Origin of the sequence: Vibrio sp. Of14-4, from assembly GCF_022347625.1 — a bacterium.
GTDB classification, from domain to species: Bacteria; Pseudomonadota; Gammaproteobacteria; order Enterobacterales; family Vibrionaceae; genus Vibrio; species Vibrio pristinus.
Map to the genome: position 1 here is coordinate 1 of NZ_JAKRGI010000036.1, position 19383 is coordinate 19383.

Annotated in this window: 21 protein-coding genes and 1 tRNA gene; 3 read left to right on the forward strand and 19 right to left on the reverse strand. The window is 43.2% G+C overall.

The window, feature by feature from the left end:
- From MHN79_RS20270 to fkpA, 9 genes are all read right to left on the reverse strand, one after another.
- Nucleotides 1–138, reverse strand: a 138-nt coding sequence (locus MHN79_RS20270; protein ID WP_239172727.1) for a GTP-binding protein, incomplete at its 3' end; no start/stop codon positions are given.
- Between the two features lie 155 nt (nt 139–293).
- On the reverse strand, nt 294–2393 hold the full coding sequence (gene fusA, locus MHN79_RS20275; RefSeq protein ID WP_239174750.1) for an elongation factor G: 2100 nt from the start codon (nt 2391–2393) through the stop codon (nt 294–296).
- Nucleotides 2394–2553: 160 nt separating this feature from the next.
- On the reverse strand, nt 2554–3024 hold the full coding sequence (gene rpsG, locus MHN79_RS20280) for a 30S ribosomal protein S7 (RefSeq protein WP_114788003.1): 471 nt from the start codon (nt 3022–3024) through the stop codon (nt 2554–2556).
- Nucleotides 3025–3142: 118 nt separating this feature from the next.
- The gene (gene rpsL / locus MHN79_RS20285; RefSeq protein ID WP_004399892.1) at nt 3143–3517 is read right to left on the reverse strand and encodes a 30S ribosomal protein S12; all 375 of its coding nucleotides are present in this window, start codon (nt 3515–3517) and stop codon (nt 3143–3145) included.
- Between the two features lie 185 nt (nt 3518–3702).
- A complete protein-coding gene (gene tusB, locus MHN79_RS20290) occupies nt 3703–3978 on the reverse strand; it encodes a sulfurtransferase complex subunit TusB (RefSeq protein ID WP_239174752.1) in 276 nt (91 codons plus the stop codon).
- Between the two features lie 7 nt (nt 3979–3985).
- The gene (tusC, locus tag MHN79_RS20295; RefSeq protein WP_239174754.1) at nt 3986–4342 is read right to left on the reverse strand and encodes a sulfurtransferase complex subunit TusC; all 357 of its coding nucleotides are present in this window, start codon (nt 4340–4342) and stop codon (nt 3986–3988) included.
- Nucleotides 4339–4734 (reverse strand): sulfurtransferase complex subunit TusD, encoded by a 396-nt coding sequence (gene tusD, locus MHN79_RS20300; RefSeq protein ID WP_239174756.1) that lies wholly within the window; start codon nt 4732–4734, stop codon nt 4339–4341. The genes tusC and tusD overlap by 4 nt, the downstream gene beginning before the upstream one ends.
- Nucleotides 4731–5453, reverse strand: a complete 723-nt coding sequence (locus tag MHN79_RS20305; RefSeq protein WP_114787999.1) for a transcriptional regulator — start codon at nt 5451–5453, stop codon at nt 4731–4733. Before MHN79_RS20305 ends, tusD begins: the two co-directional genes overlap by 4 nt.
- 166 nt (nt 5454–5619) lie before the next feature.
- Nucleotides 5620–6408, reverse strand: a complete 789-nt coding sequence (gene fkpA, locus MHN79_RS20310) for an FKBP-type peptidyl-prolyl cis-trans isomerase (RefSeq protein ID WP_152429422.1) — start codon at nt 6406–6408, stop codon at nt 5620–5622.
- Between the two features lie 138 nt (nt 6409–6546).
- On the opposite strand from fkpA, the gene MHN79_RS20315 reads away from it, so the two are divergent.
- Complete coding sequence (locus MHN79_RS20315) at nt 6547–7527, forward strand: hypothetical protein (protein ID WP_239174759.1); 981 nt, start codon at nt 6547–6549, stop codon at nt 7525–7527.
- Between the two features lie 2 nt (nt 7528–7529).
- Nucleotides 7530–7757, forward strand: coding sequence for a SlyX family protein (locus MHN79_RS20320; protein ID WP_152429420.1), 228 nt, complete (start codon nt 7530–7532; stop codon nt 7755–7757).
- 3 nt (nt 7758–7760) lie between these two features.
- Here MHN79_RS20320 and MHN79_RS20325 read toward each other — a convergent pair whose 3' ends face one another.
- The 9 genes from MHN79_RS20325 to tsaE all read right to left on the reverse strand — a co-directional run bounded on the left by MHN79_RS20325 (nt 7761) and on the right by tsaE (nt 17119).
- Entirely contained in the window at nt 7761–7946 is a 186-nt protein-coding gene (locus MHN79_RS20325) for a DUF2065 domain-containing protein (RefSeq protein ID WP_239174761.1), read from the reverse strand.
- A gap of 59 nt (nt 7947–8005) precedes the next feature.
- Complete coding sequence (gene hflC / locus MHN79_RS20330) at nt 8006–8986, reverse strand: protease modulator HflC (RefSeq protein ID WP_239174764.1); 981 nt, start codon at nt 8984–8986, stop codon at nt 8006–8008.
- 2 nt (nt 8987–8988) lie between these two features.
- Nucleotides 8989–10179: an FtsH protease activity modulator HflK gene (gene hflK, locus MHN79_RS20335; RefSeq protein ID WP_114787993.1), complete on the reverse strand. Its 1191-nt coding sequence runs from the start codon at nt 10177–10179 to the stop codon at nt 8989–8991.
- 45 nt (nt 10180–10224) lie between these two features.
- Complete coding sequence (gene hflX / locus MHN79_RS20340) at nt 10225–11514, reverse strand: ribosome rescue GTPase HflX (RefSeq protein ID WP_114787992.1); 1290 nt, start codon at nt 11512–11514, stop codon at nt 10225–10227.
- 41 nt (nt 11515–11555) lie between these two features.
- Nucleotides 11556–11822, reverse strand: coding sequence for an RNA chaperone Hfq (gene hfq, locus MHN79_RS20345; protein ID WP_114787991.1), 267 nt, complete (start codon nt 11820–11822; stop codon nt 11556–11558).
- A gap of 185 nt (nt 11823–12007) precedes the next feature.
- Entirely contained in the window at nt 12008–12955 is a 948-nt protein-coding gene (miaA, locus tag MHN79_RS20350; protein WP_239174766.1) for a tRNA (adenosine(37)-N6)-dimethylallyltransferase MiaA, read from the reverse strand.
- Entirely contained in the window at nt 12952–14943 is a 1992-nt protein-coding gene (gene mutL, locus MHN79_RS20355; RefSeq protein WP_239174768.1) for a DNA mismatch repair endonuclease MutL, read from the reverse strand. The genes miaA and mutL overlap by 4 nt, the downstream gene beginning before the upstream one ends.
- Before the next feature lie 8 nt (nt 14944–14951).
- A complete protein-coding gene (locus MHN79_RS20360; protein WP_239174770.1) occupies nt 14952–16661 on the reverse strand; it encodes a LysM peptidoglycan-binding domain-containing protein in 1710 nt (569 codons plus the stop codon).
- Nucleotides 16658–17119, reverse strand: coding sequence for a tRNA (adenosine(37)-N6)-threonylcarbamoyltransferase complex ATPase subunit type 1 TsaE (gene tsaE, locus MHN79_RS20365; protein WP_239174772.1), 462 nt, complete (start codon nt 17117–17119; stop codon nt 16658–16660). The genes MHN79_RS20360 and tsaE overlap by 4 nt, the downstream gene beginning before the upstream one ends.
- 198 nt (nt 17120–17317) lie before the next feature.
- Between tsaE and queG the strand changes: the two genes are divergently transcribed.
- A complete protein-coding gene (gene queG, locus MHN79_RS20370; RefSeq protein ID WP_239174774.1) occupies nt 17318–18430 on the forward strand; it encodes a tRNA epoxyqueuosine(34) reductase QueG in 1113 nt (370 codons plus the stop codon).
- Nucleotides 18431–19046: 616 nt separating this feature from the next.
- Here queG and MHN79_RS20375 read toward each other — a convergent pair.
- Nucleotides 19047–19123: transfer RNA gene (locus tag MHN79_RS20375), tRNA-Met, on the reverse strand.
- Between the last annotated feature and the right edge of the window lie 260 nt (nt 19124–19383).

Genomic DNA, 19383 nt, shown 5'->3' on the forward strand with positions numbered 1-19383 from the left:
GTCTTTCGCTTCACCGCCGTACACTTTAGATAGAGTAGTACAGATTGCAGCAGTTAGAGTTGTTTTACCGTGGTCAACGTGGCCGATAGTACCAACGTTAACGTGCGGTTTAGTACGTTCAAATTTTTCTTTAGACACGATCGTGTTCCTTCCTAGTTATGATTCGCCGCGAACGTTATTGATCACGACGCGCCAGAATTTGCTATTTTATGCGCCAACGTCCGTCAGCGCAATATTTGGACGTATTGATCTTCAAAAAAGTCTTGCTATTTTTAAAGGTTAATACGTTTTTATTAGTAACCACGCTCTGCAATGATTGCTTGGGCAAAGTTTTTCGGCACTTCTGCGTACTCATTGAACTCCATCGAGTAAGATGCTCGACCTTGAGTTGCAGAACGCAAGTCTGTTGCGTAGCCAAACATTTCAGACAGAGGTACTTGAGCGCGAATGATCTTAATACCCGCCACGCCTTCGTCCATACCTTCAATCATGCCGCGGCGACGGTTTAAGTCACCAACAACATCACCCATCCAATCTTCAGGAGTAGTTACTTCGACATTCATCATTGGCTCTAGAAGTACAGGTTGTGCTTCTAATGAACCCTTCTTAAATGCCATTGAGCCGGCGATCTTAAACGCCATCTCGTTAGAGTCAACATCATGGTAAGAACCATCAAACAGGGTTGCTTTTATGTCTAGCACTGGGTAACCAGCCAGAACACCACTGTTCATTTGTTCTTCGATACCTTTCGCTACCGAACTGATGTATTCCTTAGGAACCACACCACCCACAATTTCGTCAACAAAGACAAAACCTTCGCCAGGTTCAGATGGCTCCAGTTTGATCCATACGTGACCATACTGACCACGACCACCAGATTGACGTACAAATTTACCTTCCACTTCCGCACTACCACGGATAGTTTCTCGATAAGCCACCTGGGGTTTACCAACATTACAGTCAACGCTGAATTCACGTTTCATGCGGTCAACAATGATATCAAGATGAAGTTCACCCATCCCAGAGATCAGTGTTTGACCTGTTTCATCGTCCGTTTCAACTCTGAAAGATGGATCTTCCGCAGCAAGTTTACCAAGTGCGATACCCATTTTTTCTTGGTCGGCGACAGAGCGAGGCTCGACCGCAATTTGAATAACCGGATCGGGGAACTCCATACGTTCCAAAATCACCTTATGGTTTTGATCACATAAGGTATCACCCGTCGTCACATCTTTCAGGCCAATTGCCGCAGCAATATCACCAGCACGAACTTCTTTAATCTCATCACGCTTATTAGAATGCATTTGTACAATTCGGCCAAAACGCTCTTTCTTTTGCTTAACCGAGTTGTAAACTGCATCACCAGAGTTAACCACGCCTGAGTAAACACGCATGAAAGTTAACGTACCGACAAATGGGTCCGTTGCGATTTTAAACGCTAGTGCTGCAAAAGGTTCGTTGTCGTCTGCATGACGCTCAACTTCGTTGTCTTTTTCATCAACACCTTTGATAGCTGGTACGTCAATTGGAGACGGTAGATATTCAACAACCGCGTCCAATACCGCCTGTACACCTTTGTTTTTAAATGCGCTGCCACATGTAGCCAGAACAATTTCATTGTTAAGTGTACGTGTGCGTAATGCCTGCTTTATCTCAGCTTCAGACAACTCACCTTCTTCAAGGTATTTATCCATTAGCTCTTCACTTGCTTCTGCCGCTGACTCAACAAGATTGTTGCGCCACTCTTCTGCAAGTTCAGTCATATCTGCAGGAATGTCTTCATAGGTGAAAGTGGTACCTTGATCTTCGGCATTCCAGTTGATCATTTTCATTTTGATCAGGTCAATGACGCCCTTGAAGTCGTCTTCCGCCCCAACGTTGAGTTGAATTGGAACAGGGTTAGCACCAAGGCGGTTTTTGATTTGATCTACAACACGCAGAAAATCAGCACCCGCACGATCCATCTTATTGACGAAAACCATACGAGGAACATGATACTTATCAGCCTGACGCCAAACGGTCTCTGACTGAGGTTCTACACCTGACGAACCACAAAATACAACAACAGCGCCATCAAGCACACGTAAAGAACGCTCAACTTCGATGGTAAAATCAACGTGTCCGGGAGTATCTATGATATTGATACGGTGATCTTGGAATTGCGCTTCCATACCACGCCAAAAAGTGGTGGTTGCTGCAGAAGTGATTGTGATACCACGCTCTTGTTCTTGTTCCATCCAGTCCATGGTGGCAGCACCATCGTGAACTTCACCAATTTTGTGAGATAGGCCAGTATAGAAAAGAATACGTTCACTTGTAGTGGTTTTACCCGCATCTACGTGGGCAACGATGCCAATATTTCGGTAGCGCTCAATAGGTGTTTTACGAGCCACGGTTGAATCCTCTTGAATTAGGGACTATTGCTATTGCTAGTCTCGCCTTACTTAAATGACACTATGTCAGTTTTCAGCGCCCTAGATATAGCAATAGTTCCTAAGCTTACGCATAGGAACTAGAGTAGTACCGCGAGGAGTCTCGCGGCACTGAAAGGTATTACCAGCGGTAATGAGCAAACGCTTTGTTCGCTTCTGCCATACGGTGAACGTCTTCACGTTTCTTAACAGCAGTACCTTTGTTGTCTGCAGCATCTAGCATTTCAGCAGCTAGGCGAGCAGCCATAGATTTTTCACCACGCTTACGCGCAGCTTCAACTACCCAACGCATAGCAAGTGCATTACGACGAACAGGACGCACTTCTACAGGAACTTGGTAAGTTGAACCACCCACACGGCGAGATTTAACCTCTACCGCTGGACGAACATTTTCAAGAGCTTCTTCAAATACAGCTAAGTGATCTTTACCAGATTTCTCAGCCATAGTGTCTAGTGCAGTGTAAACAATTTTCTCTGCAGTAGATTTTTTACCGTCAACCATAAGGATGTTAACGAATTTTGCCAGCAGTTCTGATTTGAACTTAGGATCTGGAAGGATCTTACGCTGACCAATGACGCGACGACGTGGCATGGTATTTCTCCGTTGTCTTATTCTTCAGGTTATCCAAAACTTTTCAGTTTCTTCAAAAATTAATAATGAATTTTTGGTGTTTGGCCTTACTTAACGCTTCTTTAAAAAAAGAAGGGCATTAAGACTTAGGACGCTTCACACCGTACTTAGAACGACCTTGTTTACGGTCATTAACGCCTGCACAGTCAAGTGCACCACGTACAGTGTGGTAACGCACACCAGGAAGGTCTTTAACACGACCACCACGGATTAGAACAACCGAGTGCTCCTGAAGGTTGTGACCTTCACCACCGATGTACGAAGTTACTTCGAAACCGTTTGTCAAACGTACACGACAAACTTTACGAAGTGCTGAGTTAGGTTTTTTAGGTGTAGTAGTGTAAACACGAGTACATACACCACGTTTTTGTGGGCACGCTTCTAGTGCTGGCACGTTGCTTTTAACAACTTGCTTTGCACGAGGCTTACGTACCAACTGGTTAATAGTTGCCATTAACTAGCTCCTGAATTACTTGAAAGTAAGCTTTGTGAAAAATCTATCCCCAATCATCAAAGACAATTAGGGACGCAAAATTCTATTCAGCAGTGAGATGTGTGTCAAGAAATATACGAATCTTTTTTATCCAACTCGGATGAATCTTGATAAAGCTTGCTTGATAACAAAAGGAAGAAGTGAGTTCAGTTCCAAGTCAGGGAAGTAGAAGATTCGGCAGTAAGTGTCACAAAGCCATCATAATCAACAATATGTACTGATGGACTGACTCGGTTAACCATGCCTCTCGCCTCTAGATCACTTTGAAGTGCAAAGGTATTTAAATTTTTTACTATCGGGAAAATTCTATGTAAAGGGTTTACCGCATATACAGCATCTTGAATGAGCAGCAAAACGTCGTTATCTGCGTACACTTTTCTTACTTCTTCCAATGCTGTTATTGATTTAACAATATGTAACATAACAATCCTAAAATGAGAGAAGTTTGTCTGAAGACTGGATCTGCAATTTAATACCTTCTGCATCCAACCTTTGAGCATCGATCACAAGATCGGCCTGTTGCACGCCTCGTTCTGCCAAAGAATCACGACAAACAAACACTTGCTCAATATCGTAAAGTTCGAACAACTTAAACATAGGGGCATAGTCTTTGCTGAGTATATTTTGGGTTTGCTGACTAGCTAGCAATTGGTACACACCATCGCCAATAAATATCACTCGAATATTTTCACAATAAGCAGAAGCGGCCAAAAGGGCATCCACCCCTTCACGCCCAGACGCACAGCCATGTGGAGCGGTCCTGAATAAGTAGGTCAACGAACTCAAAACTGCACCACTCTATCTTGGGTCAACATCGCCTCAGCTAAACCTCCAAGCCCTGCTTGTTCAAAACCTTGCGCAAGATTATTTTGCATAAGATTGTGCTGATTTGCTTCATCTTGACTGACCACACCACGACGCAATGCTGCAGCCACACAAGTTTCCAAACGTATGTTGTGTTTTTGAGCTAATGCTTGCCACGCCTTAACGAGGTCAAACTCATCGTTTGCCGGTACAGTCAGTGAACAGCCATTGGTTACACCATTTTGGTAGAAAAACACACTCACTAATTGATGTCCCTGATTGATCAAACTCACAGCAAATTGGTACGCAGTACGTGGGGATTGGTCTCCATACACTGAGCCATTGACTACTAGGGTATAGGTTAAAGGGTTCAACTCTCCTCATCCTCTGTTTTGCGCTGGCGGATATAAAGATAAACCGTGTGTTTAGAAATATTCAACCTATCAGCCACCCGATTAATCGCATCTTTAATATCGAAAATACCTTTAGCGTATAATTCCATGACAATTTGGCGATTTTTAGTGTTATTCGATACGGATTTATCGGCATTGATCTCTTCGATGGTCCGCTCAACCGTTTTATCGACCAATTCTTCAACATCACTGGCAAAGTTCACCGAAGATGCCGCTTGTTTAGCTTCTTCTGATGGCATGAAAGATTGCAACACCTGAGAGAAAGGCGCATCGAGATTAACGTTAACGCATAACAAACCTATCACCCGGTTTTCTCCATTACGGATGGCGACGGTAATAGACTTCATTAGAACGCCACCTTTAGCACGAGTGAAATAAGAACGAGAAAAGTTTCGTTCGGATCCTTCAATATCACGTAGCATCTTTAATGCAAGATCAGTGATTGGCGATCCGACCTGACGTCCAGTGTTTTCTCCATTAGCAATTTTGATTGCCGAGGTATTAAGATCTTCCAAGGAATGAAGCACAATCTCACAAAATGGACCAATTAAGCTGGCAATCCCATCCACTACGGCCTCATAAGATCTAAGAATAATTTTATCATGCTCACTAAATGGCATCACATTAACCGATTCCATTTCAAGTAACATATCCATATTAACTGTTTCTGTCGTTGTCACTTTTTAAGCCTTCGAGCGAAAAATCAACAAATTGGTGTAAGTTTATCAGAAAATTTGAATAGAATACCTAGCTACACCGTCAGCTAGTGATTTAGAACAAAGTATTTATCAGACAAAAAACAAAAGGCCTGACAAAATCAGGCCTTTATTTTGTGAAAAGCTGAGGTTACTGAACCGCTTGCTCTGCTTCTTCAGCGTTATCGATTTTTAGCAGCTCAACTTCAAATACCAAGGTGGAGTTTGCAGGAATACTTGGCGTATCTTGCTCTCCATAAGCTAGCTCTGGTGGGATAACAAATTTGTACTTAGAACCTACAGGCATGAGCTGTACACCTTCAGTCCAACCAGAAATCACACGATTAAGTGGGAAAGTTGCAGGCTCACCGCGATCATAAGAGCTGTCAAATTGTGTGCCGTCGATAAGAGTGCCCTTGTAGTGCACTTGCACTGTGTCAGTATCTTTAGGTTGCTCACCCTTAGCAGGCGTCACAACTTGATAAAGAAGGCCTGATTCAGTTTTCTTAACACCTTCTTGCTTAGCAAATTCTGCTCGGAAGTCGTCACCTGCTTTCTTAGCTTCAGCTGCTTTTTCAGCTGATTGCTTTTGCATGGTTTCAGCAACACGCTTATCTAGAGCTTCAAGAGCAGTGCGAGTTTCTTCCTCGTTGAGTTCTGGCTTACCTTCGAATACATGCTCGATGCCCTTAAGCACTAGCTCTTTATCCAAATTGATACCGATCTCATTCGGCTTGTCAAGGCTGGTGTTCAGATAATTCGCAAAAGACACACCAATTGCATATGCTGCTTTTTCGTCGTCTGTTTTAAACTCAACCGTCTTTACTACTGCTTGATCGGCTGCAGGTGCCGCATCCGCTTTTGTTTCATCGTCTTTTTGACAGCCAACCGCTAACATTACTGTTGCTGCAAGCAACGACACCTTAAAAATAGATTTCATTTAATTCTCCAATTAATGGCTAACCATTTGTCTTTGTGCACAAATCTGCAATTTTGACTGGTGCATGCAAGTATGTTGTACCACTATAACCAATATGCGTTTAAATTAAACGTTAACTGAAGCGGATCTTTGTAGTTAATGCGAATTATTTTTCACACTCTGTTACTTGCGTTTGTCATCTCTACGTTAAATGGTTGCTTTTTCTCCACTCAAGATGATCAACGCTGGGTCATTGAGCCTCTCGGCACCACAAGCTTTGCTTTGAGTCGAGATGCACGATTCGCATTATTGTACTCCAAAGAGCATCAACTGGTCTTGTGGGATCTGAACCAAAATAAAGAGCTTGCCTCATTAGGAGAACAAGATCCTCAGGCAAGTACTGTTTCGCGAATACGTATCTCAGATAACGGACGATTCGCAGTCACAGCAACACAAATAAACTTTGCGGTGTGGGATCTTGCCTGGACACAAGCACAGGGATTATGGTCCATCTCCGACGGTTTAATTCGCGATATCGACATTGCCAGTAATGGCGAACAAGTATTACTTGGTCTATCCAACGGCAAAGCCATCTACGTCAACTTAGTCACCGGAAGACGGTTAGAGTTCCTTGCGCATAATGAAAAAGTTAATTCGGTCGCTTTATCACCGAATGGACGATACGCGCTATCTGGCGGTAATGACTATACCGCTTATTTATGGGACACGCGCAACGGCCAGATTATCAGAAGCTTCAAACACGAACAGCGGATCAATCGAGTCACATTACAAAGAGATGGCCTATTTGCTTTTACCTCAGATGGAGGAAACCAAGCCATAATTTGGGATTTAAAAACGGGTAAGCAAGTGTCCAAACTTCGTAGCTTTTCTCGTCAACTCATTTTCTCTACCGCTCGTTTTTCAGATGATGGTCAATATCTTGTGACAGGCACTCCTTCAAGCCGGATAATGGTTTGGAATACTCAATCAGGGAAAAGAGTTGATGGATTTGAGGCAGAGCCACTAAAAGATACTCGCCCTCCGCGTGCGGTAGTGTATGATGCAGCCTTTGATGATAAGAATAGAGTGGTGTCAGGTTCATCAGCTGGGATCGCTCAGGCTTGGAGGGTAGACTATTAGTCATGACAGAAAAACACATACAAGAATTAGAAAATCGCATCAACGATCTCGAATGTCAGCTTGCTTTTCAGGAACAAACTGTCGAGTCTCTCAATGAAGCGTTGAGCCAGCAGCAATTGTTGATCTCAAAAATGCAAGATCAGATGAAGTACGTAGTCGGAAAGGTCAAGAATATCGATTCATCAAACCTAGCTGATCCTGCGCAAGAAACACCACCTCCCCATTACTAGTTGTTAGTGAAACACGTAAGCGATCACAATACCTGCAACCACTAAACACCCTCCGATCCTACGTAATTGGTTATCTTGCTGATCGCTGAGTTGACGAACCATATTACGCCAACCATTGGGAGCAACCAAAGGCCCCAAGCCTTCAACAATCAATACTAATCCGATTGCCAACCACAAAGAACTAGACATAGTTTTCTCTCAAAAAAGAAAGGCTCCCGCTAAGGAGCCTTTAAAAATTTATCCAAATATTACTTGGCAGCAATACCAGACGCTTTATTCATATACTGGAAGAAGTCACTGTTTGGATCCAACACTAGGATATCACTCTTGTCACTGAAAGATTCTTCATAAGCACGTAAAGATCGCACAAAGCTAAAGAACTCTGGGTCTTTATTGTATGCCTCAGCATAGATTTTCGCTGCCTGAGCATCCGCTCCACCTCGAGTGACTCGAGCCGTTTTATCTGCCTCTGCCAGTATGGTGGCCACTTCCAGTTCTGCTTGAGCGCGAATAACCTCTGCTTGCTCACGTCCTTGAGAACGGAATTGACGAGCCACTGATTCACGCTCAGCACGCATACGATTATAAATCGACTGGTTGATACTATCCGGAAGGTTTATTTTCTTCATTCGGAAATCCACTATGTGGATACCCAAGTCTTCCATCGCATCTATACGTGTTCCATTAAGCACATTCTTCATAATGATGTCGCGCTCACCGTCGACTTCAAGCGCTTCTTTCGCCGCTTCAGTGGTCACTTCTTCGCTATCTGCGCTATCTGGCAGAATATCGTTATTTCTTGGACCTGAAACAATTTGCTTGATTTCACGAGCACCAATTTCAGAACGAAGTACATCAGTCACTTTACGGCCTAGTAGTGTTTGCGCTGTGCCAGCATTACCGCCACCAGTTGCAAGATAGTACTGTCCAAAATCTTCAATACGCCACTTAACATATGAGTCTATCAGTACGTCTTTTTTCTCAGAAGTAACAAAACGATCTGAGCGGCCATCCATAGTTTGGATTTTCGCATCTAGCGTTTTTACTTTGTCGAACAAAGGCATCTTAAAGTGAAGACCTGGCTCGTAAATACGCGCAATTTCATTATTGTCTTTCAGTACACGTCCGAAACGAATCACAATACCGCGTTCGCCTTCAGGAATAACAAATAACGACATAAGCAGCAGCACTAAGCCAACAACTAATACTGGGATCATTAATTTACGCATGATTAATATCTCCCCTGACGTGACGTAGAACGAGATGACGAATCAGTATTCTGACTGTTCAATTGCGGCTCCAATTCAATTTGGTCATAGGTTGACGTCTCTTTTATTGAACGACTTTTCGCCTTAGTTTGACCTTCTCTGAGCTTATCGATTGGCAGATACAAAAGGTTACCACTCGACTCAGAATCGATAAGAACTTTCGATGTATTGGCGTAGACCTTTTCCATTGTATCTAGATAGAGACGATTACGCGTGACATCAGGAGATGCTTGGTATTCTGGCAATAGTTTCTCAAACTGAGCAACTTGACCCAATGCACCATTAACCACTCGCTCGCTATAACCTTGCGCTTCTTTAAGTAGACGCTCGGCGCGACCTTTCGCTTTAGGGATAATGTCATTCTGATACGCTTCAGCTTCACGCTTAAATCGCTGAGCATCCTCACGAGAAGCGGTCGCATCATCAAATGCATCTTTAACTTCTTCAGGTGGACGCGCATCTTCAAAGTTAACCGCAACTACTTCAATACCCATATCGTAACTGTCGACAATATTTTCTAAAGTGACTTGCGTATTCTGCCTGATTGATAGTCGTCCACTAGTTAGAATACTGTCCATTAGTGAATCACCTATTACAGCACGTAGTGCTGAGTCAGTCGCTTGACGTAAGCTATCATCAGCGTTTGTCACACGAAATAGGTATTTGTATGGATCAGCCACTCGATATTGAATATCCATAGCCACCGTCACAACGTTCTCATCTTTGGTCAGCATCAGACCTGAAGAACGCAAAGAACGTATTGCTTGAACATTGACTGGGGTCACTTCGTCGATAAAACGAGGGCGCCAGTTGAGGCCTGGATCAACCACACGGTCGTATTTTCCTAGGCGTAACACAACACCACGCTCTGCTTCACCAATGGTATAGAAACCAGCAAAGACCCAAATAGCGATAGCGATAATCGCGATAACACCAAAACCAAGTGCTCCGCCTCCGCCACCGATAGAGGCCCCATTACCACCTTTTCCACCACCAAACTTTCCACCCAGTTTCTGACTCAGTTTATTAAAGACTTCGTCTAAGTCTGGCGGTCCTTGATCACGGCCACCTTTATTACCACGATTATTGTTGCCCCAAGGGTCATTATCGCGGCCATTGTTGCCGTTATTATTACCAGGCTCATTCCACGCCATTAGAAAGCTCCATCATTTGATATGACGTTATACTGTAGCAGTCATTTAAGTAACTATAAAGTCACGAAAAACTGCCCCTTCTCTTTTTTCGAGTCTAGACCAGTCAACCTGTTGCATCCTAACATCGATCAACAAATTGCCGTCCTGATCATAGTCTTCTTGTTGAATACACTTCATTTGAAAGAATGTACTGCGTATCCGACCTTGATGTTGAGGTGGGATACGCAAATGATATTGAACCATCTGACTGGCTAACCTTTCAGTCAAAGCGTCAAACAATAGTTCAATACCCACACCTTCCATAGCCGAAACCCACACGGCTCGCGGCACACCATCTTCGTCTCGTTCAATACGAGGAGACTGGGATTCAAGGTTATCAATTTTATTCATGACTAGAAGAGCTGGTACTTCATGAGCATCAATTTCTTCTAGAACTTCGTGAACAGCGCCAATATTCTCACGAAAACGCTCATCACTGGCATCCACAACATGTAACAAAATGTCAGCTTCTTGCGTTTCTTGCAATGTCGCCTTAAACGCAGCAACCAAATCATGAGGTAGATGCCTAATAAAACCAACCGTATCCGCTAAAATAGCAGGTCCTACATCAGCAAGGTCGATTTTCCTCAACGTAGGGTCGAGTGTGGCAAACAACTGATCTGCAGCGTATACACCAGCTTGAGTGATACGGTTAAACATGGTCGACTTACCAGCATTGGTATAGCCTACCAGAGAAATTGTCGGAATTTGTGCTCGACTTCGAGCCCGCCGACCTTGCTCTCTCTGTTTCGCGACTTTTTCCAAACGGCGCAAAATAGCTTTGATACGATCACGCAATAAACGTCGGTCTGTTTCTAACTGAGTCTCACCAGGCCCACGTAAACCAATCCCCCCCTTTTGTCTCTCAAGGTGGGTCCAACCGCGTATTAAGCGAGTTGAAATATGACGGAGTTGAGCAAGCTCTACTTGCAATTTACCCTCATGAGTTCGAGCTCTCTGGGCGAAAATATCTAAGATAAGCCCCGTTCGATCAAGCACTCGACACTTACATAAAGATTCCAGATTTCGTTCTTGGGCTGGCGACAGAGCATGGTTAAAAATAACAATATCTGCTCCCGACAATCGCACAACCTGGGCAATTTCTTGAGCTTTGCCCTCACCGACATAATATTTGGGGTGTGGTGACTGACGACTCCCAGTTACAACCTGTAAGCTAGAAACCCCAGCAGAAGATACCAGCATTTCAAACTCACTGAGATCTTCCCACTCCCCTTCTTGCGTGAAGTTGATATGAACAAGTACGGCTCGCTCACCGGCTTCGTAACGGTCAAACAAGCAATCAACTCCTTAAAATATAATTAGCTAAGTTCAGAGGACTAATCTTCTGACTTTTCTGATTGGCGCTCACCACCTTGAGGACGTTCACCACTATGGTGGCTAACCGGACGAGCAGGAACGACTGTAGAAATCGCATGCTTATAAACCATTTGATTTACGGTGTTTTTCAGCAATATCACAAACTGGTCGAAAGACTCAATCTGACCTTGTAGTTTAATTCCGTTTACTAGGTAGATTGATACTGGAATACGTTCACGACGTAATGCATTTAAGAATGGGTCTTGAAGAGATTGCCCCTTAGCCATTTTATTTTCCTTATTTTGTAATTTTGTTCTAGTTATTTAGCTAGTGGTGCGCGAAAACTAGGTGCGCCTTTGCATCTGAGCTAAACGAATAAAAAACACCCTGACGTTACTTGTTATGATGGCTTTAAGGCCAAATTTCAAGTAACTGATCTTTTACAAGGTGCATTCACGCAAAAGCGATCACATTATACACAACTAAAACCATCAGATACTATCGTATTTGATACAGTTTCAAATGCTTGTTCTATGTTTTCGCTATCTAACCAAGTTAAATTATCCCAGCTGCGTAACCAGGTAATCTGCCGCTTGGCCAACTGGCGGGTAGCACAAATACCTTTGAAGATCGCTTCATCAAGCGTGCTATTCCCATCCAAATATTCCCACATCTGCCGATAGCCCACACAACGTATAGATGGAAGATCGGGATGCAGATCCTGTCGAGCATATAACGCCTTCACTTCCTGCTCGAATCCGGCTTTTATCATTTGATCAAATCTCAACTCAATACGGCGGTGAAGTTCTGATCTTTCCTTAGGCGCTATCGCAAACTGTCTTACACGATACGGAAGACTATCGCCTTTTGTTTGCGTAAGCTCAGTTAAGGTTTTACCGGAAATTCTATACACTTCCAATGCCCGAGACAATCTTTGAGGGTCATTTGGGTGTATGCGCTCTGCAGCTACGGAATCAATTTGCTTTAATTGATCATGCAAGACATCCCAACCATGCGTCAATGCTTCTTGTTCTATTTGCTGGCGTATTTCGACATTTGCAGCTGGCAGTGGTGATAAGCCTTCCAATAGAGCTTTGTAGTACAGCATTGTCCCTCCAACAAGCAGCGGGATCTTTCCTTGCTGGGAGATAATACGCATTTCATTTAGTGCATCATGGCGAAAGTCTGCAGCAGAATAAGCTTCTGTTGGCTCTAAGATATCAATGAGGCGATGCGGAGCCTTCAACAATTCATCACCGCTCGGCTTAGCGGTGCCGATATCCATACCCTTATAAATAAGCGCTGAATCAACCGATATAATCTCAACAGGAAACTGCTTACGTAAACGAATCGCTAAATCCGTTTTGCCCGATGCGGTCGGCCCCATTAGAAACAGAGCCAGTGGTAATTCTTTTGTCATAACTTCATCGCTGCAATGGTTGAAGAAAAATCAACAGGACAAACAAACTTACGGTCATCGAGAGGCAACTTGTTTTGCCAAAGTTGTTCAATCTCTGCAACGATATGAATCGCTTCCGACAAAGTGTAGTCACTTTTGGGAGATACAACTCGATTTGTTAACCAAGTAGACAACTGAGGCAAACATGAGTCTTGTTCAATCTCTGACAGTTTAGCGGCGTAAGATAACAGATCTGGTAGCAGTTGTTGTAAGTTTTGTTGTCGCAGAGGTTGAGGCACACCCATGACCATAAGCGAATCAGCACCGCGTGGCTTGATATCAATACCAAGCTTTATTAGTAGGTTTCTATGACGATCAGCAGTCTGCATCTGAACCGGACTCAGACTTAACGAGAGTGGAACAAGTAATGGCTGAGATTTCAGGCTTTCATTACCCACACGCAACTGACCTAGAATACGCATACGCTGCGCTTGAGCAAGAGAAACTATTCTTGCCCCTTGCTTATCTGCCATCAGAACATATTGACCATGAACCACACAGATAACCTTGCCCAGCGCCTCTATCGTTTCTCCAGCCGTATCAAGAGAGATATCACTCATCGGGTATACTGCTGCATCAGACTCAGCCGTTAGACAGGTATTATTGACATCGGCCGTTTGGAGTAGTTCAGTGTAAGCTTCAACTTGCTGCTTGCTGGGAGAATGCTCACCATATCGCTCCTTGGCTGGTGACTTATCTTTTTTACCATAGTCACTACCAAGCCAATCCTTAGTTTGGCGAGTCTCTTTAATCTGGCCTGAGTGATTATTGGACGGAGGCTGATTGCCATAATCAACTCGCCCCGGATAAGCGGGAACTCTCTCAACTGCCTCATATACAGATTCACAAACCATGGCTGAATCATTCTGTCGCATATTTGCCTGATGCACTGGTGTAACCGATTCTTGTTTATGAAAAGCAGATTGATTGATTGTTGGCTTATCTATGCAAGCACTCTGCGCTAAAGCATCAGTGAGCGCCTGATAAATAAAGTCATGAACGAGGCGTGCCTGGTGAAAACGAACCTCATGTTTGGCCGGATGCACATTGACATCGACTTGAGAAGGCTCCACATCGATAAACAATACATAAGTGGCAAACTGGTCGGGACGTAAACTATTTTCATAACTTTGACGAATTGCGTGATTAATTAATTTATCACGCATCATACGACCATTTACATAACAGTATTGAAGATCACCTTGCTGCTTAGCACCTTCTGGAGTCGTTATCCAGCCGTACAACTTCAATCCATTATGTTCTAGCTCAATATTAAGCATATTGCGTACAAAAGCACTACCACAAACCGCTGCGATACGCTTTTCTTCTTGTACTTTTGTTTGAGCAGAACGATATTGCTTAACAAGCTTACCATTATGTTTAAGGTTAATCGTCACCTCAAAACGGCTCAAAGCAATACGCTTGATAAGCTCATCAATATGAGTAAATTCTGTTTTTTCTGTACGAAGAAATTTGCGTCGAGCTGGAGTATTGAAGAATAAATCTAATACTTCAACTGTTGTACCAATAGGATGAGCTGTAGGTTGGAGCCTAACTTGCATATCCCTTCCCTCACTATACGCAGACCAAGCCTGCTCCTGAGTGACTGGGCGGGACGTTAAGGTGAGACGTGATACAGAACTAATACTAGCTAATGCTTCACCGCGAAACCCCAAGCTCATGATTGCCTCGAGATCATCAAGAGAATCAATTTTTGATGTGGCATGGCGACTCAGAGCCAAACCCAGCTCCTCTTTGGCTATACCTTTGCCGTTATCCCGCACACGAATAAGCTTTGCCCCACCTTTTTCGATATCAACATCGATCCGGGTAGCACCAGAATCCAAGCTATTTTCCACTAGCTCTTTAACGACAGACGCAGGCCTTTCTACCACTTCCCCTGCTGCAATTTGGTTTGCCAGACGAGCAGGCAAGATTTTGATAGTCATACTCGTTACTACTTGTTGGGAATAATCAATACTTGCCCGACAGCAAGCTGATCAGAACGCAAATTATTGGCTTGTCGAAGTGTACTGACACCAACACCATACTGACGAGCTATTTTACCAAGAAACTCTCCACGCTTGACTTTATGCTTCTTTAAAGGCTGATCTTTCATACTAACGGTAATACGTAGCTTTTGACCCAATCTCAACGTATCTGAATTAAGGTTATTTTCTCGTTTAATATCGGTAACAGAAACTTTATACCGCGATGCAATCTTACCGAGATATTCTCCCTTAGCCACTTTATGAGTAATGGTTTTCGTTTCTACTGGATTAGTTAATCTGGGGACTGGCACTGAGCCTTTTGCCGCCGGAATAGTCAATACTTGTCCAATTGCCAAACTCGAGCTTTTAAGTTTGTTGGTTTGCATAATAGCTCGAGTGGTTGAGCCATATTTTTTAGCAATAACAGAAAGTGATTCGCCTCGCTGTACTTTGTGTTTGATAGACTTGTCTCGATTGGCAAATAAGGTTCCCTCTGGTGGACTTGCTTCAAAATACTGCACAATGGCTTTCGCTAAGGCTCTTGCCAGTTTGTTTTGGTGACTACGCTGAAACAGCAACCTTTCCTCTGTCGGATTAGAAATAAAGCCTGTTTCGACGAGCACAGAAGGTATATCTGGTGACTTCAACACAGCTAAGCTGGCATTAACAGGGTTCTTTTTGTGCAACTTAATGCCTTCTCTTCCCATTTCTTGCAAGATTTGGGTGGCAACCTTATACCCTTCTTTCTGGGAGTGGCTAAACTGCAAATCTAACAAGGTCTGGCTGATGTTTTTATCGCTATTATTTTTAGCCAGTACTTCTCCAGCTCCACCTAATAACTGAGACTGCTCTTCGTGGTTTTCCACCCAACGGGCGATTTCTGAGTTTGCTCGGCGAGTGTTAAGCACAAATACAGAGCCACCACGAGGTTGAGGAGAACTGAACGCATCAGCATGCACAGAAACTAACAAATGTGCTTTATTAGTCCGAGCAATTTCAGAACGCTTATTTAGATTAACAAAGTAGTCTCCATGTCGAGTCAAAACCGCTTTCATTCCAGGCACAGCGTTGATCTGATCAGCAATTTTCTTGGAAATTGCTAGGGTCGCGTGCTTTTCATACTTTCGAGAAGGGCCTATTGAGCCTGGATCTTCACCGCCATGACCCGCATCAATCGCCACTACAATATCAGCCGTTCCCAACAGCTGTGATGCGTCGCGACTAACTCGTGGCACACTAGATTTGGAAGTATTGGGCACTGAAGATGATCGAGTATGAGGCATATCAATGACCAGTCTATGGCCATACTGTCCACCGGGAGTTGGTGCTAGCTTGAATAACTGAGGATCAACACGACTTTTTAACTCAAGCACTAATCGGTAGGTGCCCTTTTCTGGCGGAGAACTTCGCCGAATTTTCTTTAGAACAGGACTATCTGAAACATTAATGGGTAATTGAGTGCCTAGACTCGTTTGCTTGAGGTCAACCACCAGCCTTCGCGGACTACTGAGTGAAAAGTAGCTATATTCAGCTTCTGAGGCGAGATCAATAACCACTCGTGTTTCATCTGGGGATGGCCAAACACGCACCCCCTGCAAAGCATTTGCCCAAACAGAGATAGGCAAGACCAAAAGCCAAAAAGCGTAAGCAAACTTTGAAAATCTATTCAATGTCATAAATCTAACTGTTCAATTAATTGAGAACCATAGGCACTGTTAGCGATCACATTTACGCTTCTTTGCTCACCCGAGTAACTGAGTTCAATATCCAAATCAGCACATGGAAGTAACCCTTCACCTTTTTCTGGCCACTCGACAAGACAGATTGCATCTGAGGTAAAATAATCACGAATACCCATAAACTCTAATTCTTCAGGATCCGATAAGCGATAAAGATCAAAATGATAAACCTGCCATTGCCCTAATTCATAAGGCTCAACTAGGGTATAAGTCGGGCTTTTCACATTACCTTTATGACCAAGAGCACACACAAAACCTCGACTAAAGGTGGTTTTACCTGCCCCTAAATCCCCATGTAAATAAATGGTAGTTTGCTTGGTACATAGATTTGCCATTAATGCCCCCAGAGCAATGGTGGCATGTTCATCTTTGAGGGCAAACTGTTTCGTGGTCATGAAGGTCAATCTCTACTTGGTGACGATAAAAAAATAAAAGACTAAGAATAGTAAACTGGGTTGGAATTGTCAGACAAGGTCTGTTGTGTAAGTAAAAAACAAATTCCTGTTATTTTGGCATGAATTCTCTGTTTTGGCTGCTAGATTCAATAAAAAAGATCCGATAAGATCCGCCTCCCGTTTCACAGAGCTATTAGAATGAACTATCAAGAGCTAGCAAACAAGATCAAAATCTGGGCAAAAGAGCTTGGCTTTCAAAAAACGGGAATTTGTGATGTTGACTTGAAAGACCATGAATCAAACTTGCAAAGCTGGTTAGATGCTGGATACCATGGGGAAATGGACTGGATGGCTCGACATGGCATGAAGCGAGCTCGCCCTCATGAGCTCGTCCCAGGCACTTTGAGAGTGATCAGTGTGCGTATGGATTATCTTCCGCCTGAAGCTCAATTCGCAACAAATCTAGCACAACCAAATCATGCATATATCAGCCGTTACGCACTTGGACGAGACTATCATAAACTGTTGCGAAATCAGTTAAAGAAGCTTGGACAAAAGATAGAGCATGAAGTTGGACAATACGGCTATCGTCCCTTTGTCGACTCAGCTCCGATACTAGAGCGTCCGCTAGCTCAAAAAGCAGGTTTAGGTTGGACTGGTAAGCACTCTCTTCTTCTCGACAAAGACTGTGGCTCTTGGTTCTTCTTAGGGGAACTGCTTGTCGACTTACCATTACCAGTAGACCAGCCCCACAAAGGGGACTGTGGCAAATGCTCTTCTTGTATCACCTCCTGCCCTACCCAAGCTATCGTAGCAGAGGGCGTAGTTGACGCTAGGCGCTGTATTTCTTATCTGACAATCGAACACGATGGCGTCATTCCAGAGGAATTTCGCAAACCAATGGGTAATCGTATATACGGTTGTGATGACTGCCAGCTCGTATGCCCATGGAATCGCTTTGCTAATTTGACTGATGAGGACGATTTTCATCGCAGAGAAGCTCTGTTATCGCCTGATCTAGTAAATCTTTTTAATTGGGACGAGCAAACCTTCCTAAAAAATATGGAGGGGTCAGCGATAAGAAGGATAGGTCATATAAAGTGGCTACGAAATTTATCAATTGCTATGGGTAATGCTCCATATTCGGCAGATATTATTCATGCCCTCAAACAACGGCTCGGGATGAGCACAATATTGGATGAACATATTAATTGGGCAATTGAGCAACAAATCACACAAATCCCTATATCTTCGACTAAGATTGATAGGCTGATACGAATAGTGCAGAAAGGATTACCAAGAGACGCGTAAATGTTTCATTTTTTCAATGGTAATAACTTGACCTAGGTCTAAAGATATGAAATGTGGAAAAAGCAAAATTTGATTGATTGTTTTCTTTCATATACAGAAGTTAATCACATTTACCGCAAATGACCAAGATCAAAAAACATGCAATTATTGATCAAGCAAATAAACTTCAAAAACAGCCTAAAAAACCACAAAACCCTTTGTATACATGGATTTAAAAAAGATTTAAGAACTCAAAAAAAAAAAACACAACACAAATGATCGTCAAAAACCTCTAAAAATATCAGTAAACATTCAGGTTATTCACCAGATTATCCACAAAAAAACACCTGTGGATAAGTCTGTTAGTCTTTCGAGCAAATCCAGTCCAAATAAGGCCTAAACTAAAACAAAAATATGCAGATTTTGTTGAACATTAACGCATAGAAAGAACGCTAGGTTTAATCTCAACAAATTATTACACTGATGGGTTTATGCTTCTCAGCATGGAAAAAGAGCAGCTAACTCTGCCACATTTAGTGTAGAGTCTAAGAAGAATTTTGATAGAAATACAGGCTCATTTATTAATGAACAGTGCATTCTACTAAGGAAATTACTATTAAAGTTTTTGCCTGAAATTTGGTTGCGGGGGCCGGATTTGAACCGACGACCTTCGGGTTATGAGCCCGACGAGCTACCAAGCTGCTCCACCCCGCGTCCGTATATTCACCATTCAAGCATGATGTCAGCTATAAATTGGAGCGACACACGATGTTCCTTATTTATAACAAAAAGGCGTGACCTCAACCTTGGCAAGATTGCGCTCTAATAACTGAGCGAGTGTCGCTTGCTTCACCATTAAGTATGATGACAACTATAAATTTGGAGCGACACACGAGGTTCCCTATTCATAACAAAAAGGCGTGACCTCAACCTTGGCAAGATTGCGCTCTAATAACTGAGCAAGTGTCGCTTGC

Coding starts and splice junctions, on each gene's coding strand:
- rpsG (WP_114788003.1), bottom strand. CDS start 3,024: ATGCCACGTCGTCGCGTCATTGGTCAGCGTAAGATCCTTCCAGATCCT.
- rpsL (WP_004399892.1), bottom strand. CDS start 3,517: ATGGCAACTATTAACCAGTTGGTACGTAAGCCTCGTGCAAAGCAAGTT.
- tusB (WP_239174752.1), bottom strand. CDS start 3,978: ATGTTACATATTGTTAAATCAATAACAGCATTGGAAGAAGTAAGAAAA.
- fkpA (WP_152429422.1), bottom strand. CDS start 6,408: ATGAAATCTATTTTTAAGGTGTCGTTGCTTGCAGCAACAGTAATGTTA.
- MHN79_RS20315 (WP_239174759.1), top strand. CDS start 6,547: ATGCGAATTATTTTTCACACTCTGTTACTTGCGTTTGTCATCTCTACG.
- MHN79_RS20320 (WP_152429420.1), top strand. CDS start 7,530: ATGACAGAAAAACACATACAAGAATTAGAAAATCGCATCAACGATCTC.
- MHN79_RS20325 (WP_239174761.1), bottom strand. CDS start 7,946: ATGTCTAGTTCTTTGTGGTTGGCAATCGGATTAGTATTGATTGTTGAA.
- hflC (WP_239174764.1), bottom strand. CDS start 8,986: ATGCGTAAATTAATGATCCCAGTATTAGTTGTTGGCTTAGTGCTGCTG.
- hflK (WP_114787993.1), bottom strand. CDS start 10,179: ATGGCGTGGAATGAGCCTGGTAATAATAACGGCAACAATGGCCGCGAT.
- hfq (WP_114787991.1), bottom strand. CDS start 11,822: ATGGCTAAGGGGCAATCTCTTCAAGACCCATTCTTAAATGCATTACGT.
- miaA (WP_239174766.1), bottom strand. CDS start 12,955: ATGACAAAAGAATTACCACTGGCTCTGTTTCTAATGGGGCCGACCGCA.
- mutL (WP_239174768.1), bottom strand. CDS start 14,943: ATGACTATCAAAATCTTGCCTGCTCGTCTGGCAAACCAAATTGCAGCA.
- MHN79_RS20360 (WP_239174770.1), bottom strand. CDS start 16,661: ATGACATTGAATAGATTTTCAAAGTTTGCTTACGCTTTTTGGCTTTTG.
- tsaE (WP_239174772.1), bottom strand. CDS start 17,119: ATGACCACGAAACAGTTTGCCCTCAAAGATGAACATGCCACCATTGCT.
- queG (WP_239174774.1), top strand. CDS start 17,318: ATGAACTATCAAGAGCTAGCAAACAAGATCAAAATCTGGGCAAAAGAG.